Origin of the sequence: Pseudomonas sp. NPDC096950, assembly GCF_044762525.1 — a bacterium.
Lineage (GTDB): Bacteria > Pseudomonadota > Gammaproteobacteria > Pseudomonadales > Pseudomonadaceae > Aquipseudomonas.
On the sequence record NZ_JBIWEL010000009.1, the window covers coordinates 1 to 22428 of the forward strand.

Genomic DNA, 22428 nt, shown 5'->3' on the forward strand with positions numbered 1-22428 from the left:
GGTACATAAAAAAATCGCTGGTTTGACTGCCCCTGCTGGCAAGCGCATGGGCCATGCTGGCGCAATCATCTCTGGCGGCAAAGGCACTGCAGACGAGAAGTTTGCTGCCCTGGAAGACGCAGGCGTTAAAACCGTGCGTTCGCTGGCAGACATCGGCAAGGCTTTGTCCGAGCTGACCGGTTGGGCGATCAAGTAAGCCTCGCGCTTAGCTGACGCTTTACCAAACAAAGGCCACCTTCGGGTGGCCTTTGTCGTTTCCGGGGTGATCGTTCCCACGCTCTGCGTGGGAATGCCGCCCGGGACGCTCCGCGTTCCGCTTTTGAATGTGACGCAGAGCGTCACGGTATGCATTCCCACGCAGAGCATGGGAACGATCTAATACACAAAAACGGCGCCAATCTGTAGGAGCGAGGCTTGCCCGCGAAGGCTTATTTACAGCCGACACCCATTTACATGCAAAAACGCGACACAGAAATGTCGCGTATCGGATAGTTTGCCCTCTAACAGTGCGTTCGTCAGGCAAATTCGTTAGGCTAGCAGCCATTTTTGCGTCCGCAGCCCACAAGGCCGCTACGCGCTAAACGGGTCAGTCCCATACGGATCGACAGCATTTCCCTCACCCATAGGGAAATCCCTCTCTAAATTCCGATTCAGTAGTGTGGTATTTCCTTAATGAAAGTGTTGAAAGGCCAGGACATCCTGGCACTTGGTTTTATGACGTTTGCCCTGTTTGTCGGGGCTGGCAACATCATCTTCCCGCCTATCGTCGGTTTGCAGTCCGGGCCTAATGTCTGGATGGCGGCGCTGGGTTTCCTGATCACGGCAGTCGGTCTGCCAGTGATCACGGTGGTCGCCCTGGCCAAGGTCGGCGGAGCCATGGATGCGTTGAGCAGCCCGATCGGTAAAGTCGCCGGTGGCCTGCTGGCCGCTGCGTGCTACCTGGCGGTCGGCCCGTTGTTCGCCACGCCACGTACCGCCACCGTGTCCTTCGAAGTGGGCCTGGCGCCGTTGACCGGCGAGAGCCCGCTGGCGCTGTTCCTCTACAGCTCGGTGTACTTCCTGCTGGTGTTCTTCATCTCGCTGTATCCGGGCCGACTGCTGGACACCGTAGGACGTTTCCTCGCGCCGCTGAAGATCATCGCCCTGGCCGTACTCGGTATCGCCGCGTTCGCCTTGCCGGCCGGTGATATCGGCGTGGCCACGCCGGAATACGTGGCGGCACCGTTCTCCCAAGGCTTCATCAATGGTTACCTGACCATGGATACCCTGGGCGCACTGGTGTTCGGCATCGTCATCGTTAACGCGATCCGCTCCCGTGGCGTCGAGTCGCCTGCGCTGATCACCCGTTACGCGATCATTGCCGGGATGATTGCCGGCGTGGGTCTGGCGCTGGTGTATGTCAGCCTGTTCCGTCTCGGTTCGGGCAGCCATGAAGTGGCCGCCGGCGCTGCAAACGGCGCGGCGGTCCTGCATGCCTATGTGCAACACACCTTCGGTTCGCTGGGTAGCGGTTTCCTCGCGGTGCTGATCTCCCTGGCATGCCTGGTGACGGCGGTCGGCCTGACCTGTGCCTGCGCCGAATACTTCAGCCGTGTGCTGCCACTGTCCTACAAGACCCTGGTGATCATCCTGGCGGTGTTCTCGCTGTTTGTGTCCAACCTGGGCCTCACCAAGCTGATCGCGTTCTCGATCCCGGTGCTGACCGCGATCTACCCGCCGTGCATCGCCCTGGTCGCCCTGAGCTTCTGCAAGGACTTCTGGCGTGAACAGAGCCGTATTGTCGGCCCGGTGATGCTGGTGTCGTTCATCTTCGGCATGATCGACGCCCTGAAGGGCGCCGGCCTGGCGGACTGGATGCCGACACAGCTGTCGCACCTGCCGTTGAGCGAACAAGGTCTGGCGTGGCTGGTGCCGTCGGTGATGACCCTGGTTGTGGCCGCCGCGTGCGACCGTATGCTGGGCAAGCGCGACGAAGCCCTGGCGTAAACCTGAAGGCCCGCCACAAGCGGGCAGCCGGTTAAACAGAAATGCCCCGTATCAATCGATACGGGGCATTTTTTATGGGGATGAGGCAGTGTCTTTTTCCGCGAGCTAACGTCGAAGACTGCGAGAACTCCATGTGGGAGCGGGCTTGCTCGCGAAAGCGGTGTGTCAGGCGACATTAATGTTGAATGAAAAGCCGCTTTCGCGAGCAAGCCCGCTCCCACAGTTTGCACCTACATCACAAGGACCTGCATGTCGTTCATCCACGCCAACCTGATCCATTTCCTCGCCGCGCTCTGGTTTGTCATCTGCTGGGGTGGTTACACCCGTTATGCGACGTGGAAGGGCCGCGACACCGCGTGCCTGGCCAGCGTGCTGCACCTGTACCGCGAAGACTGGATGCGCCGCATGCTGCTGCGGGACAACCGCATCGCCGACGCCAGTGTGATCGGCAACCTGGAGCGCAACGCCTCGTTCTTCGCCTCCAGCACACTGATTATCCTGGCGGGCATTCTCACGGTGCTCGGCGCGTCCGAACGGGCGGTGTCGTTGTTGGCGGATATTCCGATGGTGCAGCAGGCCTCCCAGGGCATGTCGGAGATCAAGTTGCTGTGCCTGGCGCTGGTGTTTGTCTACGCGTTCTTCACCTTCAGTTGGTGCATGCGCCAGTACAACTTCGCGGCGATCCTGGTCGGCTCGGCACCGATGATCGGTGAGCGACATGTTTCCGAACAGGAGCGCAAAGCCTTCGCGGCACGGGCGGCGCGGGTGATTTCGATGGCGGCCAACCAGTTCAACTTCGGCCTGCGTTCCTACTACTTCGGCATGACCATGCTGGCGTGGTTCGTCAGCCCCTGGTTGTTTATGTCGATGAGCGCTGGAGTGGTGCTGGTGTTGTATCGCCGGGAGTTTCATTCCGACGTTCTCGACGTGATGGTCTATACCCCTACAGAGGCGCCATTGCCCGAAGCCAACAAAGAGGCCGCTTGATGAGTATTCCGTTCTGGTGTGTGTTTATCAGTGCACTGCTGATCTACGTGGCCCGTATGCCCGTGGCCAGGGCCATGAAAGAGCAGGGCGGCTACAACAATCACTTGCCGCGCCAGCAACAGGCGCAACTGACCGGGTTCGGCGCCCGCGCCGTGGCGGCCCATCAGAATTGTTTCGAGGCATTCATATTATTTGCGGTAGGGGTGTTGATGGCGCACACCACGCAAACGGCGGGATGGTTGATCGACTCGCTGGCGATCATCTTTGTGATCACGCGCATCCTCTATTTGTTGTGTTATTGGGGCGATCTTGCCTGGCAGCGCAGCCTGGTGTGGTTCATCGGACTAGTCTGCTCATTATTGCTGATGATTAGTCCGACTTTTAGAACCGTGCTGCTCTAATCCACCAACTAAAAGGCAAAAGAAAACCCGCACTTGGCGGGTTTTCTTTTGTCACGCTAAAAACTGTTTTAGTTTTTAGGCGCTTCTTTTGCTGCCGCTTCGTTCGATTCAGCCTGAGCTTTGGCAGCATCGGCGTTTTCTTTCGCAGCGTCGTTCACTTTATCCTGAGCTTTGCTCATGTCTTGCTGAGCTTGCTCAGCATGTTTGTCAGCTTCTTGAGCTTTGTCCTCGGATTTTTTATCGCAGGCAGCGAGACCGAGGGAAGCGGTCAACATCAAGGCAATAGCTAAAGTCTTACGCATGGGGTGTTTCTCCTTATGGAATATATCTACTGGCCTTTCGAGCACAGCCCTCAGCGATAAGTTCCTCATTTCATACAGATATATAAGTTTTAAACGCGACGGAACTTTTGCCTGATTCATCTGAGGCGTTGGCAGGGTACTAAGAAGGGATTTATCACATGGCCGAAAACCCTGTTTTTGAGCGTGCAACACGATTTCTATCGGCGCTGCGACATTGTCAGGTGCTGGGCTTGCGAGTTCACAGTGCGAGCACGGACGGACTAACGGTCGTCCTGCCTTATAGCCCGCAAATCGTCGGCAACCCGCAAACCGGGGTCATCCACGGCGGCGCCCTGACGTCGCTGATGGACACTGCATGCGGCATGTCCACCCTGTGTGTGTTGCCGGAATTCGAAGTCTGCCCGACCCTCGATTTGCGCATCGACTACATGCACGCCGCCGAACCCCACAAGGACGTCTACGGCTTCGCCCAATGCTACCGGGTGACCACCGACGTTATCTTCGCCCGAGGTTTTGCCTATCAGGACGACCCGGACCAGCCCATCGCCCATGTCGTCGGCACATTCATGCGCATGGGCAAGGGCATCAAGGGCACCAAAGGCTTTGGTGGCGCCATCGCCGGAGGTGCGAAATGACTGACTCCTTCAAGGAACAACTGCAGCAGGCCCATGCGCAAGGGGACTACGCCTCGCTGCTGCACCTGATCCCCTACACCAAGTTGATCGGCGTCGAATGTTCACGGGTCGGTGATGAACGGCTGTTTCGCCTGCCGGCCAACAAGGACAACATTGGTAACCCTTTACTGCCGGCCATTCACGGTGGCGTGATTGCCGGGTTCATGGAACTGTCCGCGGCGTTGCACCTGCTGATTTTCACCGGCTCGCCGGGCGTACCGAAGATCATCGACTTCTCCCTCGATTACCTGCGCGCCGGGCAATTTCGCGATACCTGGGCCCGCTGCCAGGTGTGTCGGCAGGGGCGGCGGGTGGCCAACGTGGCGGTGACGGCCTGGCAAACCACCGAATCCGAGCCGATTGCCACGGCCCGGGGGCATTTCAAAATCGAGGAGCCCTTGAAATCCTGAACTCAGCCCCAAACTCTGATGACAACCCGCCGTCGACCCTGAAGGTCGCGGCCACTGCCATCTGATTGGAGTTTGATGACCATGAGTGTGGAAACTCAAAAGGAAACCCTGGGCTTCCAGACCGAGGTGAAGCAACTGCTGCACCTCATGATCCATTCGCTGTATTCCAACAAGGAAATTTTCCTTCGCGAGTTGATCTCGAACGCCTCTGACGCTGTCGACAAATTACGTTTCGAAGCCCTGTCCAAGCCTGAGTTGCTGGAAGGTGGCGCCGAACTGAAAATCCGTGTGAGCTTCGACAAAGACGCGAAAACTGTCACCCTCGAAGACAACGGTATCGGCATGAGCCGCGAAGACGCGATCACCCATCTGGGGACGATTGCCAAGTCTGGCACCGCTGATTTCATGAAACACCTGTCCGGCGATCAGAAGAAAGATTCGCACCTGATCGGTCAGTTCGGTGTGGGTTTCTACTCCGCATTCATCGTTGCCGACAAAGTTGACGTGTTCAGCCGTCGTGCCGGTGCTGCCGCCAGCGAAGGCGTGCACTGGTCGTCCAAGGGCGAAGGCGATTTTGAAGTTGCCACCGTTGAGAAAGCCGAGCGCGGCACCCGTATCGTCCTGCACCTGAAGTCCGGTGAAGACGAGTTCGCCGATGGCTGGCGTCTGCGCAACATCATCAAGAAATACTCCGATCACATCGCTTTGCCGATCGAGTTGCCGAAAGAAGTGGCAGCTGTTGAAGGCGAAGAGAAGCCAGCCGTTGAGTGGGAAACCGTCAACCGCGCCAGCGCCTTGTGGACCCGTCCTCGCACCGAGATCAAGGACGAGGAATACCAGGAGTTCTACAAACACATCGCCCATGACTTCGAGAACCCGCTGAGCTGGAGCCACAACAAGGTCGAAGGCAAGCTGGAATACAGCTCGCTGCTGTACGTGCCGACCCGTGCTCCGTTCGACCTGTACCAGCGCGAAGCGCCGAAAGGCCTGAAGCTGTACGTGCAGCGCGTGTTCGTAATGGATCAGGCCGAGTCGTTCCTGCCGCTGTACTTGCGCTTCATCAAAGGCGTGGTCGATTCCAACGACCTGTCGCTGAACGTGTCGCGGGAAATCCTGCAGAAAGACCCGATCATCGATTCCATGAAGTCGGCGCTGACCAAGCGCGTGCTGGACATGCTGGAAAAACTGGCGAAGAACGAGCCTGAGCAATACAAAGGCTTCTGGAAAAACTTCGGCCAGGTGATGAAAGAAGGCCCGGCTGAAGATTTCGCCAACAAAGAGAAAATCGCTGGCCTGCTGCGTTTTGCGTCCACTCAGGGCGAAGAAGGCGAGCAGGTTGTGGGTCTGGCTGACTACCTGGCTCGCGCCAAGGAAGGTCAGGACAAGATCTACTACCTGACCGGCGAAACCTACGCCCAAGTCAAAAACAGCCCGCACCTGGAAGTCTTCCGCAAGAAAGGCATCGAAGTGCTGCTGCTGACCGACCGCATCGACGAGTGGCTGATGAGCTACTTAAGCGAATTCGACGGCAAGAGCTTTGTCGACGTGGCGCGCGGTGACCTGGACCTCGGCAACCTGGATTCGGAAGAAGACAAGAAAGCCGCGGAAGAAGTCGCCAAGTCCAAAGAAGGCCTGGTTGAGCGTCTGAAAACCGCACTGGGCGATTCCGTCGCTGAAGTGCGAGTTTCCCATCGCCTGACCGATTCCCCGGCAATCCTCGCGATCGGCGAGCAGGACCTGGGTCTGCAGATGCGTCAGATCCTCGAAGCCAGCGGACAGAAGGTGCCGGATTCGAAGCCAATCTTCGAATTCAACCCGGCTCACCCGCTGATCGAGAAACTCGACAACGAACAGAGCGACGAGCGCTTCGGCGATCTGTCGCACATCCTGTTCGATCAGGCAGCCCTGGCGGCTGGCGACAGCTTGAAAGACCCGGCGGCCTACGTGCGCCGTCTCAACAAGCTGCTGGTTGAACTGTCGGTTTAACTGAGTTGTACAAAAACCCGCTTCGGCGGGTTTTTTTATTCTTGAGTCTTAGGAGTTTGAGATGAGCCAAGTCACTGTGCGTTCTGTGGTCTATCAGGTTGATGGCCAGTCCTATGAAAGCCGCCTGGCCTTCGATGCCGACCACAAAGGCCCGCGCCCGGGTTTGCTGATGGCGCCGAACTGGATGGGTATCAGCGCCGGTGCCGAAGAGATTGCCAAGTCAGTGGCGTCCAAAGGCTATGTGGTGCTGATCGCGGACCTTTACGGCCAGTCGGTGCGCCCGCAGAACGGCGACGAGGCAGGCGCGGCGATGATGCCGTTGAAGAACGATCGTGGTTTGCTGCGCCAGCGCATGCAGGCGGCTTTCGAGCAACTGCAAGGGCAGGGCGACGTCGCGGTCGATACCTTGAAACTGGCGACTTTCGGTTTCTGCTTTGGCGGCTGCTGTGCACTGGAACTGGCCCGCAGCGGCGCGCCGGTGAAAGCGGCGGTATCGTTCCATGGTTCGCTGGATACACCAAACGTCAACGATGCGAAAAACATCAAGGGCTCGGTGCTGGTGCTGCACGGTGCGTCCGATCCATTGGTGCCGAAAGAGCAACTGCCGGCGTTTGAAGAAGAAATGAACGCGGCGGGCGTGGATTGGCAACTGCTGAGCTACGGCGGCGCGGTGCACTCGTTTACCGATCCCCATGCGAATGTGCCGGGCAAGACGATGTATGACGCGAAAACCGCCACTCGGGCGTTTGTGTCGATGCATAACTTGCTGGATGAAGTGTTTAACGACTGATGATTGTTCCCTGACATGGGTGGTGTCAGGGCTGGCCTCTTCGCGAGCAAGCCCGCTCCCACATTTGGAATGCATTCCCCTGTGGGAGCGGGCTTGCTCGCGAAAGCGGTGTATCGGGCACTAAAAATCCTAGGGCAATTCGATCCGCTCACTTTCCCCCGGCACCGTCGGCCAATCCCCGGCCGCCCAGCGTCGACGCGCCTCATCAATGGCCGCCGGATCGCTCGCCACAAAATTCCAGTTGATTCGCCGTGGACCGTCCAGTGGTGCGCCGCCGAACAGCACGGCGTGCACGTCACTCTCGGCAAACAGCGTCATCTCTTCGCCGACCGGCAACACCACCAGCGTATGTGGCTCTACCAACTCGCCATCGAGTTGCACCTCACCGTCCAGCACATACAGTGCCCGTTCTTCATGCTCGGTGGGAATCAGCAATGTCGTCGCGGTTTGCAGGTTGAGTTCGGCATACAACGTAGGAGAAAGCACCGGCACCGGCGATTCCAGACAAAAGCCTGACCCGGCGATCATGCGGATCTTCACGCCGAGGTTATCGCTGACCGGCAACGTGGCCGCCGGGTGATGGCTGTAATGCCCCGGACCTTGCTCGTGTTCCTTGGGCGACGCCAGCCAGATCTGCAAGCCGTGCATTGTGAAGCCACTGTCTTTCAGCGACTCAGGCGTGCGTTCAACGTGGGCGATGGCGCTGCCCGCGGTCATCCAGCTGACATCACCGGTATCCACCACCTGATCGGAACCGAGGCTGTCCTTGTGCTGGATCTGCCCCTGGAACAGGTAGGTGAGGGTCGACAGACCGATGTGCGGATGTTGTCGGATGTTCATGCCTTTGCCCGCCGGATAACGGGTTTCGAGCATGTGGTCGAAAAACACGAAAGGCCCGACGCTGCGGCATTTGGCTGACGGCAACGGGCGAAGAATCGGCTGGCCTTCGACATCTTCGGCGCGGGGGCGGATCACGAGGGGCGTGTTCATGCTGCATTCCAGGCTGGGCGGGTAATGCGTGGAGCATAACCCGCCGCTGGCATCGTCGTAATTACTGGCTGTCGAAGCCCTGTGGGGCGTGGGTTTCGATGGTGACGTCGGTGGTGGTCATCAGTTTATGAATCGGGCAACGGTCGGCGACGCGCAACAATTCCTCGCGCTGGGCGTCGGTGAGCACGCCCTTGAGCGTGAGGGTCACGTGCAGGCCATATTTGCCTTTCTGCTCCTCGCTGTTGTCGCGTTTGACCTCGACACCGACGCCGGTCAGCGGGATGTCTTTCTTCTTGGCGTACATTTTCAGCGTCAGCGCTTTACAGGCACCAAGGGCGGCGTCGAAGTAATCGTGGGGCTCCGGCGCCGAGCCTTCGCCGCCGGCGGACTTCGGTACATCGGCAAACAGTTCGTGGTCATCGATCTGGACAGTGTGACGAAAGCCTTCACTGGAAACGGTATTGACGGTAACAGTCATGGGAAACCTCTTCGGCAGTAGGAAAAGTCATTCGAGCAAAAACGGACCCTGAAGGTATAGAGCATTCGTGCTGTGCTGCGTTCCACTTTCTTGCCGGGAACCGCTCTACATAACTGGGCGCTGAATCGTTCCTGCCCGACGATCGAAGTAGCAAGGCGTTTTGATATCACGTTTTGGTCTTACGCAAATTGTCTCGGGGCCGATACCTTCTAAAGCAACCCGCTGCAGGGATATGCAGTGCATTTTTGGAAGGAACCAAGCAATGAGCATCCGCAGTCTCAATATTGCGCCGCGCGCGAGCCTGGGTTTTGGCCTGTTGGCGTTGATGGTGTTTGGCTTGGGGGCGTTCGCCCTCGCGCAAATGTCGAACATGCGCGCCCAGTCGGATCAGGTCGATAACAACTGGCTGCCCAGCGTGATGGCGGTCGGGGAGATGAGTCAGGACATGCTGCGGCTGCGGGCCCTGACCATGCGCCTGTTGATCAACCGCGACCCGGCGGCGCTGGCGCAGAACGTCGGCAAACTCAATGAACTCAAAGGCGTGCTCGGCGATGCGCAACAGCGCTATAACGCGTTGATCGTGCTGCCCGAGGAGCGTTCGTTGTTTGATCGGTTCAAGGCGTCGGAGCAAAAGTACCTGCAATTTCAGGGGCAGGTGATGACTCTGTCGGCTCAAGGCCGGATCGAAGACGCGGCGGTTATCGTCAACGGCGAGATGAGCCCGTTGGCCGATGAAATCGCCGTCACCCTCAAATCCCTAGTGGAATTGAACAAGCACAATGCCAACCTGGCCACCGAGGCGGCGCGGCTGGTGTTCAGCAACTCGCGGGTCTGGGTTGGGGTGATGGTCACACTGGCGGCGTTGATGACCATCGGCCTGGCCTTGCTGCTGACTCGCAGCATTGTGTTGCCCTTGTCCCAGTCGTTGCGGGTGGCCGAGGTGGTGGCGGGCGGCGATCTGACCGGCGACATCAGCATCAGCGGCAAGGACGAACCGGCACGGCTGCTACACGCGCTCAAGAGCATGCAGCAAAGTCTGCGGGACACCATTCGGCGAATCTCCGACTCGTCCAGCCAATTGGCTTCGGCCTCGGAAGAACTCAGTTGCGTCACGGAAGACGCAACCCGTGGCTTGCATCAGCAGAGCCTGGAAATCGAGCAGGCCGCTACAGCGGTGAATCAAATGACCGCAGCGGTGGAAGAAGTGGCGAGCAATGCGGTGGCCACTTCCGAAGCGTCTCGGGAATCTGACCGGATCGCCCAGCATGGCCGCGCGCAAGTGCAGCAGACCGTGCTGTCCATCGAATCCCTGGCGGACGATGTGACGGCCAATGCCGGTCAGGTTGAGGATTTGGCACAGAAGGTCTACGGCATCAGCAAAGTGCTGGATGTGATTCGCTCGATTGCCGAGCAGACCAATCTCCTGGCCCTGAACGCGGCAATCGAAGCGGCGCGTGCCGGCGATGCCGGGCGCGGTTTTGCTGTCGTCGCGGATGAGGTGCGAGCGCTGGCCCATCGAACTCAGCAGTCGACCCAGGAAATCGAGCAGATGATCAGCGGCATCCAGCAAGGCACCGATTCCGCCGTCAGCTCGATGCAGCAGAGCAATAGCCGGGCGCGTTCGACCTTGGAAGTGGCGAAAGCCGCGGGCATTGCGCTGGAGGAGATTGCCTCGGCCTTCACCTTGATCAACGAGCGCAACATCGTGATCGCCAGTGCCTCGGAGGAGCAGGCGGCGGTGGCGCGGGAGGTGGATCGCAATTTGATGAACATCCGTGACCTGGCGTTGCAGACCTCGGCGGGGGCAAATCAGACCAGTGCGGCGAGCCAGGAGTTGTCGCGGTTGGCGGTAGATTTGAACAGTATGGTGGCGCGGTTTTCGGTCTAGTTCGTCAGTAGAGAACAACACTGACCCCTGTGGGAGCGGGCTTGCTCGCGAAAGCAGTGTGTCAGTCAACATCAATATCGCCTGACACACCGCTTTCGCGAGCAAGCCCGCTCCCACAAGGTTCTGCGTCTTTTTCCAAGGCAAAAAAAAGCCCCGCAATCGCGGGGCTTCTTGTATCGAACCGGATCAGCTGCCTTTGACAGCCTTGCCGTTGACCGTACCGTCCAGGAGCATGATGTTGTACTCCTTGCCGTCGGTTTCAACCTGTTGCAGGCGGACCAGCAGGTAATCCCAGTCCTTGGCGAACCACATCACGGTGATGCGCTTGCTTTGTGTCGGGTCGCGCACACGCTCGACCTTGATCGCATCGATCTGGCCAGCCTTGGTGTCGACTTTTTCCGAGCCCAGCACGCGGAAGTCATAGGTATCGACTTCGCCGTCATCGACGACCTGGTAGCTCATGCTCTTCTTGCCAGCGGCCACATCGTGTTGCAGGGCCAACTGATAAGTGGATTTGTCGACCATGCCACGATTGAGCGGGATCTTGACCGCGTCACCACGATCGGTGCCGGTGACCATTTTGGTGGTCCAGTCGAAGTCCAGGTCAGCCTTCTTGGCTTTACCCAGGCCACCACGTTCGAAGTGATAGGACTGAGGCAGCAAAGTGTCTTTGTCCAGGGTCAGGGTGCTTTGTTCGGACAGGCTGGCGATCATCATCGACGCCTTGAAACTGAGTGTCCAAACGCCATTGGCGCCCTTGGTCAGGCTGCGCTCGGCGGTGCCGCTCATGGGCAACTGCTTCCAGTCGGCGGTGTAGCTGGCGGAGAAAGGTTGAAGGTCTGCGGCCTGCGCGAAGGGCAGGGCGAGCAGAGCGCAAGCGAAGAGCAAGGCGCGACGCATAAAATCTCCTAGGTTCGAATCAAGTGGCCGCTGGCCGCGAGTAACGTGTCATCCAGTAAAGCACCTTGTTCGCCGAGTGATAAACGACCTTCGGCAAACCAGCGTACGGCCATCGGGTAGATCAGGTGTTCCTGAACGTGGACCCGCTGCGCCAGACTCTGCGGCGAATCGTGCAACTCTACCGGTATTACTGCCTGTACGACCAGTGGTCCGCCATCGAGTTCCTCGGTGACGAAGTGCACGGAGCAGCCGTGCTCGTTGTCGCCGGCCTCCAACGCGCGCTGATGAGTGTGTAACCCTTTGTATTTGGGCAGCAGCGAGGGATGGATATTGAGCAGGCGACCCTGGTAGTGGCGCACGAAACCAGCGCTGAGAATGCGCATGAAACCGGCGAGTACCACGAGTTTGGGGTTGAAGGCGTCGATCAGTTCGATCAGCGCGGCATCGAAGGCTTCGCGGCCTTCGAAAGCCTTGTGATCCAGGGAGCGGGTGTCGATACCCGCGTCCCTGGCGCGTTGCAGGCCGTAGGCGTCGGCGCGGTTGGAAATCACCGCAGCGATGCGGACCGGGCTGTCGCCGGTCCGCGTGCTGTCGATCAAGGCCTGCAAGTTACTGCCGGTGCCGGAGAGCAGCACCACGACATCACAGGTGGCGGACATTAGTGCGCCTTAAGGTTCTTCAGTTCGACCTGGGCCGCGCCTTCGGCAGCGGTGGAGATCTGGCCGATGACCCAAGGCTGTTCGCCGGCTTCACGCAGGACGTTCAGGGCGGTTTCAACGTGCTCTTGAGCCACGCAGATCACCATGCCGACGCCGCAGTTCAGCACGCGGTGCATTTCGTTTTCGTCGACGTTGCCTTTCTCTTGCAGCCAGTCGAACACCGCCGGGCGGGTCCAGCTCGCAACGTCAACCACGGCTTGTGCGCCTTTTGGCAGAACGCGCGGGATGTTGTCCAGCAGGCCACCACCGGTGATGTGGGCCATGGCTTTGACCGCGCCGGTTTCCTTGATCAGCTTGAGCAGCGGCTTCACGTAGATACGGGTCGGGGCCATCAGCAGGTCGGTCAGCGGTTTGCCGTCGAGCTGGATGTTTTCGATGTCGGCACCGGACACTTCGATGATCTTGCGGATCAGCGAGTAGCCGTTGGAGTGCGGGCCGGAAGACGGCAGGGCGAGCAGGGCGTCACCGGCAGCGACTTTGGAGCCGTCGATGATGTCGGCTTTTTCCACGACGCCGACGCAGAAGCCGGCCAGGTCGTAGTCTTCGCCTTCGTACATGCCAGGCATTTCAGCGGTTTCGCCGCCGACCAGGGAGCAGCCGGACAGTTCGCAGCCGGCGCCGATGCCGGTCACGACCTGGGTCGCGGTTTCGACGTTGAGTTTGCCGGTGGCATAGTAGTCGAGGAAGAACAGCGGCTCTGCGCCGCACACCACCAGGTCGTTGACGCACATGGCGACCAGGTCGATGCCGATGCTGTCGTGCTTGTTCAGGTTCAGCGCCAGGCGCAGCTTGGTGCCGACGCCGTCAGTACCGGAAACCAGCACTGGCTGCTTGTAGCCGGCCGGGATTTCGCAGAGGGCGCCAAAACCGCCCAGGCCGCCCATGACTTCCGGGCGCGCAGTGCGCTTGGCGACGCTCTTGATGCGTTCGACCAATGCTTCACCGGCGTCGATGTCTACACCGGCGTCCTTGTAGCTCAGGGAGGGTTGCTTGCTCATGATCCAGGCCTTTAGGGGGGATTCAGGGGTAACGACCGAGTCCATTAGGGCCGCCGAAACAGCGTAGGCGAAAGCCTTGCGCGCTATTCCGACACTGCCCGGCTGTTGCCGGTCTGCGAAGGCGCGCGATTTTATCAGGCTTGAGAGGCAGCGGCCATCCTCGCGCCGACGGCAGGGGCATATCGGCCGAAAAAAACCGTAATTGCCCGTGTTGGTGGCGTCCCTCATGCCTGTATAAGGTATCGCCATTAACCGTCTATCGTTATGACAGTGCCAAAAACTTATCGGGGCCGGGTGAATGTTTTGCCCAGGGCGATGGTCACAGCCTTGCTCAATGCGTTCACGCGGCCAGTTCCAGCCGCTCTTGTCGTCAGGAATCTTCCATGCGTTTTTTCTCCAAATATTTAGCAGTGGGTTGTTTGTCGCTTTTCAGCCTGGCGAGTCATGCCGAAACCGTGAAAGGCCTTTATCAGGTCCGTCAGCCTGTCAGCAGTCAGAGCCCCGAGGTACGCGATCAAGCGACTCAGGAGGCACTGGATACGCTGGTGTTGCGCCTGACCGGCGACCCCAAGGCTGCGCAAAACCCGGGGTTGGCGGCGATCCGCAAGGACCCGCAGCAAATCATCAGTCAGTACGGCTTTGAAGCCGGGCCGCCGGAAGTGCTGAAGGTCGATTTCGACCCGGCCACCACCGAGCAGGCGTTGCGTCGTGCCGGGTTGTCGTTGTGGGGCGCGAATCGGCCGTCGATTCTGGGCTGGTGGCTGAACGACTCCGCCGAGGGTTCGAGCCTGGTAGGCGATGGTCAGGCCACCGCTGCGCCACTGCGTCGTGCGGCACAACATCGTGGTTTGCCCTTGCGCTTGCCGCTGGCAGACTTGAGCGAACAACTGGTCGCGACGGCGCCGACTCTTGAAGGCTCGGATGCGGCGCCATTGCGCGGCGCATCGGAACGTTACAACGCCGACGCCTTGCTCGCGGTGCATGCCCGCGAAGAGGGCGGCCAGTGGCAGGCCAAGTGGCATTTGTGGCTCGGCGACCAGAAGGAAGCGGGCACCGTGCAGGGCGCGGATCAGGCGGCGGTGGCCGATGCAGTGATGTTGGCGGTGGCTGAGCGTATGGCGCCGCGCTTTGTCGTCAAGGCGGGGGCTTCGAGCGAACAATTGCTTGAAGTGCAGGGCATGAACCTGGAACGCTACGCGGCGTTGGGGCGCTTGCTGGATCCGTTTGGCGGACGTCTGGTCAGCGTCGATGGCGATCGTATTGTTTATCGGGTCAATGGCAGCGCCGAGCAACTGCGCTCGCAGCTGTCGTTGGCGAAGTTGCAGGAGGTTCCGGCCGGTGAAGCGCCGGCGCCTGTCGCACCGGTTCAGCCGGCCGAGGGTTCGGCGCCGGTTGTAGCGCCCGCTCCGGCACCCGTGCCGCAGTTGCGATTCCGTTGGTAAGGTTTTCTTTCTTTATATAGAAGCATAGGGAGTTGTACATGGCCGATACGCGGCGTTGGTTCTGGTTGGGCGGGGTGCTCCTGCTCTGCGCGTTTGTCTGGCTGTTGCATCCGATCCTGACGCCATTTCTGGTGGCGCTGCTGTTGGCCTATCTGTTCGATCCGTTGGTGGATCGCCTGGAGAAGGCCGGTCTGTCCCGAACCTGGGGCGTGGTGGCGGTGTTTGCGCTGTTTACCCTGATCTTCACGACTTTGCTGTTGGTGCTGGTGCCGTTGCTCGCCAAGCAGCTGTTTCGCCTGTACGAACTGGCGCCGCAAATGCTCGACTGGTTACAGCACACGGCGCTGCCGTGGGCGCAGTCGAAATTCGGGCTGTCGGATAATTTCTGGAAGTTCGACAAGCTCAAGGCGGCGATCAGCGAACACATGGGCCAGACCACCGACATCGTCGGCGTGGTGCTGAGCCAGGCGACGGCTTCCGGGCTGGCGTTGATCGGCTGGCTGGCCAATCTGGTGCTGATCCCGGTGGTGAGTTTCTACCTGCTGCGGGACTGGGACCTGATGATGGCCAAGATCCGCAGCCTGCTGCCCCGTGATCGTGAAGAGCGCGTGGTGTCGCTGGCCGGTGAATGCCATGAAGTGCTCGGTGCGTTTGTGCGCGGGCAATTGCTGGTGATGCTGGCGCTGGGCGTGATCTATGCGGCGGGCCTGATGCTGGTCGGGTTGGAGCTGGGGCTGTTGATCGGTCTGATTGCGGGCCTGGCGGCGATTGTGCCGTACATGGGGTTTGTCATCGGGATTGGCGCGGCGTTGATCGCCGGTCTGTTCCAGTTCCATGGCGACCTGTATCCGATGCTCGGGATCGTTGCGGTGTTCATGGTCGGGCAGGCGCTGGAAGGCATGGTGCTCACGCCATTACTGGTCGGCGACCGGATTGGCCTGCATCCGGTGGCGGTGATTTTCGCGATCCTGGCCGGTGGCGAGCTGTTCGGGTTTACCGGTGTGCTGCTGGCGTTGCCGGTAGCGGCGGTGATCATGGTGCTGGTGCGCCATCTACATGATTTGTATAAAGATTCAGATGTGTACAGTGGTGCCGACGAGCCCGAGTTGTAACGCGACCTGATCGCTCCTCGCGGGCGGCCCGGTTTATCGCCGGGCTGCCTCGCTTCCTTCCGGTGGCTGTCACATGCGCCGCCAAAGAATCTGTCACAAAACCAGCGCGTTAACGCAAACCTTTGATTTTGCTTGTGGTCTGCCGCATTGTGCGGGCTGCCTCACGGGTATAAACTTCGCAAACTTTACACAGAGGCCACTAACGGTTCCTTTGGAACTGTTCAGTCAGCATGAAACCGATTCAGCTGCCCCTAGGTGTGCGTCTGCGTGATGACGCTACCTTTATCAATTACTACCCAGGCGCCAATGCCGCTGCACTCGGCTATGTCGAGCGGCTATGCGAAGCCGACGCCGGCTGGACCGAAAGCCTGATTTATCTCTGGGGCAAGGACGGGGTAGGGCGCACGCATTTGTTGCAGGCTGCTTGCCTGCGGTTCGAACAGATGGGCGAACCGGCGGTGTACTTGCCGTTGGCCGAGTTGCTGGATCGCGGCATCGAAATCCTCGACAACCTCGAACAATACGAACTGGTCTGCCTCGATGACTTGCAGGCCGTCGCCGGGCGGGCGGATTGGGAAGAGGCGCTGTTTCACCTGTTCAACCGTCTGCGTGACAGCGGTCGGCGCCTGTTGATTGCCGCTTCGACCTCGCCACGTGAACTGCCGGTGAAGCTGGCGGACCTCAAATCACGCCTGACCCTGGCGCTGATCTTCCAGATGCGCCCACTCTCCGATGAAGATAAATTGCGCGCCCTGCAACTGCGAGCATCACGTCGCGGTTTGCACCTGACGGACGAAGTCGGGCATTTTATTTTGACCCGTGGCACCCGCAGCATGAGCGCGCTGTTCGAGCTGCTTGAGCGTCTTGATCAGGCTTCGCTTCAGGCTCAACGCAAGCTGACAATCCCGTTTTTGAAAGAGACTTTAGGCTGGTAAACCAAGGGCTTTAGCGGCTTTTGGCATATTCCAGGCGCCAGAAAATCCGCTTTCCCACAAGGCTGCAGGCTGCGTAAACGTTCGAAATGGGTTTAAGCGCTTAGATGTAAACGAGAAACCGGGAAGTCACATTAAGTTCGATTGAATTTGCAAATGAGGTTGATAGCGGGCATAGTCTCGGCTTCTTTACAACTATCAGCCACGGTCGTGCCCATGCTAAATCGCTTCGCACCCCTCGTGCCTCTCGCACTCGTCACCCTGTTGTTCGGTTGCGCTGCTCACTCTCCAGTGTCCCAGCAAGAGCAACAACAGCAGGTTAAAAACTCTGTTACAGCCCAATCTTCCGTCCTGTATCAGGACACTCTTTTCCAGGAAGAGACGGCCACCGAAAAAGAACTGGCAAGCTTCGCCGATGGCAAGTCTTACCAGCTTCCGGTTCTGGCTGACAGCATCCTCGAACGCGGCATGTCCCTGATCGGTACCCGTTACCGTTTCGGCGGTACCTCTGAAGCCGGTTTCGACTGCAGCGGTTTCATCGGCTACCTGTTCCGCGAAGAGGCCGGCATGAACCTGCCGCGCTCCACTCGTGAAATGATCAACGTGGATGCGCCACTGGTCTCGCGCAACAACCTCAAGCCGGGTGATCTGCTGTTCTTCGCCACCAATGGTCGTCGCGGTCGTGTCAGTCACGCCGGGATCTACCTCGGTGATGACCAGTTCATCCACTCCAGCAGCCGCAAAAGCGGTGGCGTGCGAGTCGATAGCTTGGGCGACAGCTACTGGAGCAAGACCTTCATCGAAGCCAAGCGCGCACTCGCGATGGCCCCGACTGTGGTCACCGCTCGCAAGTAAGCACACTTTATGTAAGGCGAACTTAAAGTCTTACTTTGAAGTTTGGCGCATAGGCGCTAGAATCCTGATCTATTATTGATGGCAAACCGCCTGTGCTCTGCGCAGGCGGTTTTCTTTTCTGTCTTCCCGGCAGAAAAAAGCCGCAGCCAGATCAGGATGTTCTGCTTATGACGATGTCGGCCCGCCTCACCCTGATGCTCTTCGCAGCGCTGCTCAGCGCCTGTGCCAGCCGCACGCCACCGCCACCTGCGCCGGTGGTTCGAGCGCCGATTGTTTTTGGCCCTGCCCAAGCATTCTCCCCTGAAGCGGAAGACGTGTTGTTTCGCGCCCTCGGCCTGGTAGGCACGCCGTATCGCTGGGGCGGCAACACGCCGGATTCCGGATTCGATTGCAGCGGCCTGATCGGTTATGTCTACCGTGACGTCGCCGGCATTTCCCTGCCGCGCACCACCCGCGAAATGATCAGCATGCAAGCAGCCAATGTCGGCAAGGAAGGCCTGCAAACCGGCGACCTGATTTTCTTCGCCACCAATGGCGGTTCCCAGGTCAGCCACGCCGGCATCTACGTCGGCGAAGGCCGCTTCGTCCACGCCCCGGCCACTGGTGGCACGGTGAAGCTCGACAGCCTGTCCAAAGCCTATTGGCAGAAAGCCTATCTCAGCGCCAAACGCGTTTTGCAACCTGAGCACCTGGCGCGTAATCAGTAGGTTTTCTGCGCAGAGGCTGTGATGACCAATCGCACGCTCAATCTCGACGACTCCCTGTATCAATACCTGCTCGACGTTTCCCTCAGGGAAACGCCGCTGCTCAAGCGTTTGCGTGACGAAACCCAGACGCTGCCGATGGCCCGCTGGCAAGTGGCGCCGGAGCAGGGGCAGTTCCTCGCCTTACTGGTCAAGCTCACCGGCGCCCGGCGTTTGCTTGAAGTCGGCACCTTCACCGGTTACAGCGCCTTGTGCATGGCGGCAGCATTGCCGGAAAACGGCGCGTTGATCTGTTGCGATATCCCCGGCGACTACAACGCCATCGCCCTACGTTACTGGCAGGAAGCGGGCCTCGGCGAACGCATCGACCTGCGCCTGGCGCCAGCGCTGGAAACCCTGGCCCAACTGGAGCAACCGGGGGCGTTTGATCTGATCTTTATCGATGCCGACAAGGCCAACTATCCGAGTTATCTGGAGCACGCCCTGCGCTTGCTGCGGGTGGGTGGCCTGGCGATATTCGATAACACCTTGTGGAGCGGGCGGGTGCTGGAGAGCAATCCCGAGAGTGCGGACACGCGGGCGATTCAGATGCTCAATCGGGCGTTGAAGGAGGATGTGCGGGTGGATTTGTCGCTGTTGCCGATTGGCGATGGATTGACGCTTTGCCGTAAACGCTGACGCTTATAAATGTGGGAGCGGGCTTGCTCGCGAAAGCGGTGTGTCAGTCGACATTATTGTTGAATGACACACCCTCTTCGCGAGCAAGTCGAATCGTCGCACCGCCGCTCCCACATTGGGTTTTGGTGTTGGCAGGAAGCGTTTTATTTGGCCGCAGAAACCCGCCAAACCTTGTTCCCCACGTCATCCGCCACCAACAAGTCTCCTTGCTGATCAATCACCACACCCACCGGCCGACCCAGGGCGTTTTCATCTTTATCCAGGAACCCGGTCAGCACATCCACCGGTTGCCCGGTCGGTTTGCCCGCCGTGAACGGCACGAAAATCACTTTATAGCCGCTGTGGGGTTTGCGGTTCCAAGAGCCGTGTTGGCCGACGAAGGCGCCGTTGGTAAACGGTGTCGGCAGTTTGCTGCCCTCGGCAAAGGTGAAGCCCAGCGAAGCGGTGTGCGGGCCGACCGCATAATCCGGGGCGATGGCTTTCGCAACCAGGTCGGGGTTTTGCGGCTCGACACGGACATCGACGTGTTGCCCGTAATAGCTGAACGGCCAGCCGTAGAACGCGCCATCCTTCACGGAGGTGATGTAATCCGGCACCAGGTCGCTGCCGATTTCATCCCGCTCGTTGACCGACGTCCACAACGCGCCGCTGCTTGGTTCCCAGCCCATGCCGTTGGGGTTACGCAAGCCTGAGGCGAAGATCCGATGATTGCCGGTGGCGCGGTCCACTTCCCAGATCGCCGCGCGACCTTCTTCCTTGTCCAGGCCGTTTTCGCCGACGTTGCTGTTGGAACCCACCGTCACGTATAGCTTGCTGCCGTCCTTGCTGGCGATGACGTTTTTGGTCCAGTGGTGATTGAGCGTGCCGCCCGGCAGATCGATCACCTTCATAGGCTCAGACTTGATCGCGGTGTCGCCGGTTTCATAGTGGAAACGCAGCAGGCGATCGGTGTCGGCGACGTACAGGTCGTTGCCGACCAGGGTCATGCCGAAAGGCGAGTTGAGGTTTTCCAGGAACACCGTGCGAGTTTCAGCCACGCCATCGTGGTCCTTGTCCCGCAGCAGCGTAATACGATTCGGGCTCGGTACGCCGGCACCGGCGCGGCCCATGACTTTCTTCATCACCCAGCCGCGAATGCCTTTGCCGTCATCGGGCTTGGGCGGCGCGTTGGTTTCCGCCACCAGCACGTCGCCGTTGGGCAGGACGTAGAGCCAGCGCGGGTGATCGAGGTTTTCGGCAAATGCCGCCACCTGGGTTCCCGCCGCCGCGGTAGGTTTTGCACCGGCCGGCCAGCCGATCGCCGGGGCGATGTTCACCGTCGGGATCAGGGTTTTGTTCGGTTCTGGCAGTTTAGGCGATGGGCCGGTGCCGTCCGTGACTTGCAGGCTGGAGGTCTCGCCGCAGGCGACAAGCCCTCCGGCGAGCGCGATAACGAGAACGAGCTGGGGCTTGCGCATGCTGATCTTCCCTATGAATGCACTGATTTAATCTAGAGAAGTAAACAGCCGCGATGGTTCAACCCGTCAGCCACGAGCCTCTTTGAACAGCACCGCGATGCCCGGATGATACTGCCCGGCTTCGTTGCGCAACTTGCGGTAGGCGTAGGGGAAATACCAGGCCACGGCGCAGGTGTGTTCCTTCTGCAAGTCGTCGACCATGTCCTGGAGTTCTTCCGGGGTCGCACTTTGCTGGGCCTTTTGCGGAGCGACGAACAGGCAGCCGAGTTTCAGGTCGCTGGCGTAGCTGATGCGCCTGGCGTCACTGGTGATATCGGCCAGGGCTTGTGTCAGATTCAGGCTGTTGACCTTGGGCCAGCGCTGGGTGGCCTGAAGGAATGCGCGCTCTTCGCTGGTGGCGATAAACAGATCGGCGCGGGCATTGCGTTCGCCTTCCTCGGTCTGTTTGCGGGTCGGCGTCTGTTGCAACGTGACCATTTCTGCCATCCAGGCGGCGGCCGAGAGCAGGCTGAGGTTGGCCTTTTCGTCGAACCAGTAGGGCGTGTCGTTATCGCCGCGCACGGCGTTGTAGCGGTCGATACAGTCAAACCAGCGTTCCAGCAGCGGGCGCAGGAATTCCAGCTTCGGATTGCTGATGATCATGCCTTGCATGTGGCTCACCCTTGTTATTGTGTTGTGAGATTGTGGCTCTTTGATATCACTGCTCGAAGTGTGGCACAAGAATGACGTCAGGTAATTGATCGACGGCAGTTTTTCGCCGAGCGGCGTCCCGGCTTTAATTGACGCTCCCCCCCCAACCCTCTAACCTTCGCGGCTTGTTTCAGGTGCTCTGTGGCCTTGGTCGACAGAGTGAAACAGGGAAGCCGGTGAGTCCTCTCTTCATATGAAGACGATCACGATCCCGGCGCTGCCCCCGCAACGGTAAATGAGTCAAAGGCTGCGCCTTGAGCCACTGTGTCGATCATCGACATGGGAAGGCGCGCAGTCCGGTGCAAACCACTCATGAGCCCGGAGACCGGCCTGATCCATCCAGCGGCATCACGGTGGGCGATGCCAAGCTTTTTGCCGTCTATTCTTGTGCCTGCCCGCCGTTATCCAGCCTCAACGGAGAGCTCCCCATGACTGATACCCCCGATCGTGACGAACGCCACCTGGCGCGCATGCAGCGCAAAAAAGCCGTGATTGACGAACGCATCGCCAACTCGCCGAATGAATGCGGCCTGCTGCTGGTGCTGACCGGCAACGGCAAAGGCAAAAGCAGCTCGGCTTTCGGCATGCTCGCCCGCTCCATGGGCCACGGCATGCAGTGCGGTGTGGTGCAGTTCATCAAGGGCCGCAACAGCACCGGTGAGGAATTGTTCTTCCGGCGCTTCCCGGAGCAAGTGCGCTTTCACGTGATGGGCGAGGGCTTCACCTGGGAAACCCAGGACCGTCAGCGCGACATCGCCGCCGCCGAAGCCGCTTGGGAAGTATCCCGCGAACTGCTGCGCGATCCGTCGATTGGCCTGGTGGTGCTGGATGAACTGAACATCGCCCTCAAGCACGGTTACCTCGATCTCGATCAAGTGCTCAGCGATTTGCAGGCCCGTCCGCCGATGCAACATGTCGTCGTCACCGGTCGCGGCGCCAAGCCGGAAATGATCGAACTGGCCGACACCGTCACCGAAATGGGCGTGATCAAGCACGCGTTCCAGGCCGGGATCAAAGCGCAAAAAGGCGTCGAGCTGTGAATACTATTT

The 22428-nt window shown here is 59.5% G+C and carries 23 protein-coding genes, 1 pseudogene and 1 riboswitch; of the genes and pseudogenes, 16 read left to right on the forward strand and 8 right to left on the reverse strand.

The window, feature by feature from the left end; genetic code table 11:
- From ACIQY3_RS15675 to ACIQY3_RS15690, 4 genes and pseudogenes are all read left to right on the forward strand, one after another.
- Positions 1 to 196 (forward strand): annotated as a pseudogene (locus tag ACIQY3_RS15675) (succinate--CoA ligase subunit alpha); the annotation flags it as partial.
- A gap of 476 nt (positions 197 to 672) precedes the next feature.
- Positions 673 to 1986, forward strand: a complete 1314-nt coding sequence (gene brnQ / locus ACIQY3_RS15680) for a branched-chain amino acid transport system II carrier protein (RefSeq protein ID WP_403020913.1) — start codon at positions 673 to 675, stop codon at positions 1984 to 1986.
- Positions 1987 to 2235: 249 nt separating this feature from the next.
- Positions 2236 to 2973, forward strand: coding sequence for a DUF599 domain-containing protein (locus ACIQY3_RS15685; protein ID WP_403020915.1), 738 nt, complete (start codon positions 2236 to 2238; stop codon positions 2971 to 2973).
- Positions 2973 to 3374, forward strand: a complete 402-nt coding sequence (locus tag ACIQY3_RS15690; RefSeq protein ID WP_403020917.1) for an MAPEG family protein — start codon at positions 2973 to 2975, stop codon at positions 3372 to 3374. Before ACIQY3_RS15685 ends, ACIQY3_RS15690 begins: the two co-directional genes overlap by 1 nt.
- Before the next feature lie 68 nt (positions 3375 to 3442).
- On the opposite strand, the gene ACIQY3_RS15695 is transcribed toward ACIQY3_RS15690, so the two are convergent.
- Positions 3443 to 3676: a hypothetical protein gene (locus ACIQY3_RS15695; protein ID WP_403020920.1), complete on the reverse strand. Its 234-nt coding sequence runs from the start codon at positions 3674 to 3676 to the stop codon at positions 3443 to 3445.
- A 158-nt stretch (positions 3677 to 3834) separates the two neighbouring features.
- Between ACIQY3_RS15695 and ACIQY3_RS15700 the strand changes: the two genes are divergently transcribed.
- The 4 genes from ACIQY3_RS15700 (at position 3835) to ACIQY3_RS15715 (ending at position 7536) form a co-directional block, all read left to right on the forward strand.
- On the forward strand, positions 3835 to 4311 hold the full coding sequence (locus ACIQY3_RS15700) for a PaaI family thioesterase (protein ID WP_403020922.1): 477 nt from the start codon (positions 3835 to 3837) through the stop codon (positions 4309 to 4311).
- Positions 4308 to 4760 carry a PaaI family thioesterase gene (locus tag ACIQY3_RS15705; protein ID WP_403020924.1) on the forward strand — a complete coding sequence of 151 codons (453 nt, stop codon included), beginning with the start codon at positions 4308 to 4310 and terminating at the stop codon, positions 4758 to 4760. Before ACIQY3_RS15700 ends, ACIQY3_RS15705 begins: the two co-directional genes overlap by 4 nt.
- A gap of 81 nt (positions 4761 to 4841) precedes the next feature.
- The gene (gene htpG, locus ACIQY3_RS15710) at positions 4842 to 6746 is read left to right on the forward strand and encodes a molecular chaperone HtpG (RefSeq protein ID WP_403020926.1); all 1905 of its coding nucleotides are present in this window, start codon (positions 4842 to 4844) and stop codon (positions 6744 to 6746) included.
- A 61-nt stretch (positions 6747 to 6807) separates the two neighbouring features.
- Complete coding sequence (locus tag ACIQY3_RS15715) at positions 6808 to 7536, forward strand: dienelactone hydrolase family protein (protein WP_403020928.1); 729 nt, start codon at positions 6808 to 6810, stop codon at positions 7534 to 7536.
- 129 nt (positions 7537 to 7665) lie between these two features.
- Here ACIQY3_RS15715 and ACIQY3_RS15720 read toward each other — a convergent pair whose 3' ends face one another.
- Both ACIQY3_RS15720 and ACIQY3_RS15725 read right to left on the reverse strand, forming a co-directional pair.
- Entirely contained in the window at positions 7666 to 8526 is an 861-nt protein-coding gene (locus tag ACIQY3_RS15720) for a pirin family protein (RefSeq protein WP_403020930.1), read from the reverse strand.
- Positions 8527 to 8587: 61 nt separating this feature from the next.
- The gene (locus ACIQY3_RS15725; protein WP_403020932.1) at positions 8588 to 9004 is read right to left on the reverse strand and encodes an OsmC family protein; all 417 of its coding nucleotides are present in this window, start codon (positions 9002 to 9004) and stop codon (positions 8588 to 8590) included.
- A gap of 262 nt (positions 9005 to 9266) precedes the next feature.
- Between ACIQY3_RS15725 and ACIQY3_RS15730 the strand changes: the two genes are divergently transcribed.
- Complete coding sequence (locus ACIQY3_RS15730; RefSeq protein WP_403020934.1) at positions 9267 to 10892, forward strand: methyl-accepting chemotaxis protein; 1626 nt, start codon at positions 9267 to 9269, stop codon at positions 10890 to 10892.
- 186 nt (positions 10893 to 11078) lie between these two features.
- On the opposite strand, the gene ACIQY3_RS15735 is transcribed toward ACIQY3_RS15730, so the two are convergent.
- Genes ACIQY3_RS15735 through purM form a run of 3 tightly spaced genes read right to left on the reverse strand, consistent with a single transcriptional unit; the run spans position 11079 to position 13509 of the window.
- Positions 11079 to 11792 (reverse strand): DUF3108 domain-containing protein, encoded by a 714-nt coding sequence (locus tag ACIQY3_RS15735; RefSeq protein WP_403020937.1) that lies wholly within the window; start codon positions 11790 to 11792, stop codon positions 11079 to 11081.
- Positions 11793 to 11800: 8 nt separating this feature from the next.
- On the reverse strand, positions 11801 to 12451 hold the full coding sequence (gene purN / locus ACIQY3_RS15740) for a phosphoribosylglycinamide formyltransferase (protein WP_403020939.1): 651 nt from the start codon (positions 12449 to 12451) through the stop codon (positions 11801 to 11803).
- Positions 12451 to 13509 (reverse strand): phosphoribosylformylglycinamidine cyclo-ligase, encoded by a 1059-nt coding sequence (purM, locus tag ACIQY3_RS15745; protein WP_403020941.1) that lies wholly within the window; start codon positions 13507 to 13509, stop codon positions 12451 to 12453. The genes purN and purM overlap by 1 nt, the downstream gene beginning before the upstream one ends.
- 383 nt (positions 13510 to 13892) lie before the next feature.
- On the opposite strand from purM, the gene ACIQY3_RS15750 reads away from it, so the two are divergent.
- The 6 genes from ACIQY3_RS15750 to ACIQY3_RS15775 all read left to right on the forward strand — a co-directional run bounded on the left by ACIQY3_RS15750 (position 13893) and on the right by ACIQY3_RS15775 (position 19232).
- Positions 13893 to 14951: a DUF2066 domain-containing protein gene (locus ACIQY3_RS15750; RefSeq protein WP_403020943.1), complete on the forward strand. Its 1059-nt coding sequence runs from the start codon at positions 13893 to 13895 to the stop codon at positions 14949 to 14951.
- A 38-nt stretch (positions 14952 to 14989) separates the two neighbouring features.
- Positions 14990 to 16063, forward strand: a complete 1074-nt coding sequence (locus tag ACIQY3_RS15755) for an AI-2E family transporter (RefSeq protein WP_403020945.1) — start codon at positions 14990 to 14992, stop codon at positions 16061 to 16063.
- 230 nt (positions 16064 to 16293) lie between these two features.
- Complete coding sequence (hda, locus tag ACIQY3_RS15760; RefSeq protein WP_054049492.1) at positions 16294 to 16998, forward strand: DnaA regulatory inactivator Hda; 705 nt, start codon at positions 16294 to 16296, stop codon at positions 16996 to 16998.
- Positions 16999 to 17211: 213 nt separating this feature from the next.
- Complete coding sequence (locus ACIQY3_RS15765) at positions 17212 to 17850, forward strand: C40 family peptidase (protein ID WP_403020947.1); 639 nt, start codon at positions 17212 to 17214, stop codon at positions 17848 to 17850.
- A 167-nt stretch (positions 17851 to 18017) separates the two neighbouring features.
- Positions 18018 to 18557 carry a C40 family peptidase gene (locus ACIQY3_RS15770; RefSeq protein WP_403020949.1) on the forward strand — a complete coding sequence of 180 codons (540 nt, stop codon included), beginning with the start codon at positions 18018 to 18020 and terminating at the stop codon, positions 18555 to 18557.
- Positions 18558 to 18578: 21 nt separating this feature from the next.
- Positions 18579 to 19232, forward strand: coding sequence for a class I SAM-dependent methyltransferase (locus ACIQY3_RS15775; RefSeq protein ID WP_403020951.1), 654 nt, complete (start codon positions 18579 to 18581; stop codon positions 19230 to 19232).
- Between the two features lie 143 nt (positions 19233 to 19375).
- On the opposite strand, the gene ACIQY3_RS15780 is transcribed toward ACIQY3_RS15775, so the two are convergent.
- The gene (locus ACIQY3_RS15780) at positions 19376 to 20689 is read right to left on the reverse strand and encodes a PQQ-dependent sugar dehydrogenase (protein ID WP_403020953.1); all 1314 of its coding nucleotides are present in this window, start codon (positions 20687 to 20689) and stop codon (positions 19376 to 19378) included.
- A 66-nt stretch (positions 20690 to 20755) separates the two neighbouring features.
- On the reverse strand, positions 20756 to 21340 hold the full coding sequence (locus ACIQY3_RS15785; RefSeq protein WP_403020956.1) for a hypothetical protein: 585 nt from the start codon (positions 21338 to 21340) through the stop codon (positions 20756 to 20758).
- Positions 21341 to 21494: 154 nt separating this feature from the next.
- A riboswitch (cobalamin riboswitch) is annotated at positions 21495 to 21728 on the forward strand.
- 79 nt (positions 21729 to 21807) lie between these two features.
- Between ACIQY3_RS15785 and cobO the strand changes: the two genes are divergently transcribed.
- The gene (cobO, locus tag ACIQY3_RS15790) at positions 21808 to 22419 is read left to right on the forward strand and encodes a cob(I)yrinic acid a,c-diamide adenosyltransferase (RefSeq protein WP_213937078.1); all 612 of its coding nucleotides are present in this window, start codon (positions 21808 to 21810) and stop codon (positions 22417 to 22419) included.
- Positions 22420 to 22428 lie beyond the last annotated feature (9 nt).

Coding starts and splice junctions, on each gene's coding strand:
- brnQ (WP_403020913.1), top strand. CDS start 673: ATGAAAGTGTTGAAAGGCCAGGACATCCTGGCACTTGGTTTTATGACG.
- ACIQY3_RS15685 (WP_403020915.1), top strand. CDS start 2,236: ATGTCGTTCATCCACGCCAACCTGATCCATTTCCTCGCCGCGCTCTGG.
- ACIQY3_RS15690 (WP_403020917.1), top strand. CDS start 2,973: ATGAGTATTCCGTTCTGGTGTGTGTTTATCAGTGCACTGCTGATCTAC.
- ACIQY3_RS15695 (WP_403020920.1), bottom strand. CDS start 3,676: ATGCGTAAGACTTTAGCTATTGCCTTGATGTTGACCGCTTCCCTCGGT.
- ACIQY3_RS15700 (WP_403020922.1), top strand. CDS start 3,835: ATGGCCGAAAACCCTGTTTTTGAGCGTGCAACACGATTTCTATCGGCG.
- ACIQY3_RS15705 (WP_403020924.1), top strand. CDS start 4,308: ATGACTGACTCCTTCAAGGAACAACTGCAGCAGGCCCATGCGCAAGGG.
- htpG (WP_403020926.1), top strand. CDS start 4,842: ATGAGTGTGGAAACTCAAAAGGAAACCCTGGGCTTCCAGACCGAGGTG.
- ACIQY3_RS15715 (WP_403020928.1), top strand. CDS start 6,808: ATGAGCCAAGTCACTGTGCGTTCTGTGGTCTATCAGGTTGATGGCCAG.
- ACIQY3_RS15720 (WP_403020930.1), bottom strand. CDS start 8,526: ATGAACACGCCCCTCGTGATCCGCCCCCGCGCCGAAGATGTCGAAGGC.
- ACIQY3_RS15725 (WP_403020932.1), bottom strand. CDS start 9,004: ATGACTGTTACCGTCAATACCGTTTCCAGTGAAGGCTTTCGTCACACT.
- ACIQY3_RS15730 (WP_403020934.1), top strand. CDS start 9,267: ATGAGCATCCGCAGTCTCAATATTGCGCCGCGCGCGAGCCTGGGTTTT.
- ACIQY3_RS15735 (WP_403020937.1), bottom strand. CDS start 11,792: ATGCGTCGCGCCTTGCTCTTCGCTTGCGCTCTGCTCGCCCTGCCCTTC.
- purN (WP_403020939.1), bottom strand. CDS start 12,451: ATGTCCGCCACCTGTGATGTCGTGGTGCTGCTCTCCGGCACCGGCAGT.
- purM (WP_403020941.1), bottom strand. CDS start 13,509: ATGAGCAAGCAACCCTCCCTGAGCTACAAGGACGCCGGTGTAGACATC.
- ACIQY3_RS15750 (WP_403020943.1), top strand. CDS start 13,893: ATGCGTTTTTTCTCCAAATATTTAGCAGTGGGTTGTTTGTCGCTTTTC.
- ACIQY3_RS15755 (WP_403020945.1), top strand. CDS start 14,990: ATGGCCGATACGCGGCGTTGGTTCTGGTTGGGCGGGGTGCTCCTGCTC.
- hda (WP_054049492.1), top strand. CDS start 16,294: ATGAAACCGATTCAGCTGCCCCTAGGTGTGCGTCTGCGTGATGACGCT.
- ACIQY3_RS15765 (WP_403020947.1), top strand. CDS start 17,212: ATGCTAAATCGCTTCGCACCCCTCGTGCCTCTCGCACTCGTCACCCTG.
- ACIQY3_RS15770 (WP_403020949.1), top strand. CDS start 18,018: ATGACGATGTCGGCCCGCCTCACCCTGATGCTCTTCGCAGCGCTGCTC.
- ACIQY3_RS15775 (WP_403020951.1), top strand. CDS start 18,579: ATGACCAATCGCACGCTCAATCTCGACGACTCCCTGTATCAATACCTG.
- ACIQY3_RS15780 (WP_403020953.1), bottom strand. CDS start 20,689: ATGCGCAAGCCCCAGCTCGTTCTCGTTATCGCGCTCGCCGGAGGGCTT.
- ACIQY3_RS15785 (WP_403020956.1), bottom strand. CDS start 21,340: ATGCAAGGCATGATCATCAGCAATCCGAAGCTGGAATTCCTGCGCCCG.
- cobO (WP_213937078.1), top strand. CDS start 21,808: ATGACTGATACCCCCGATCGTGACGAACGCCACCTGGCGCGCATGCAG.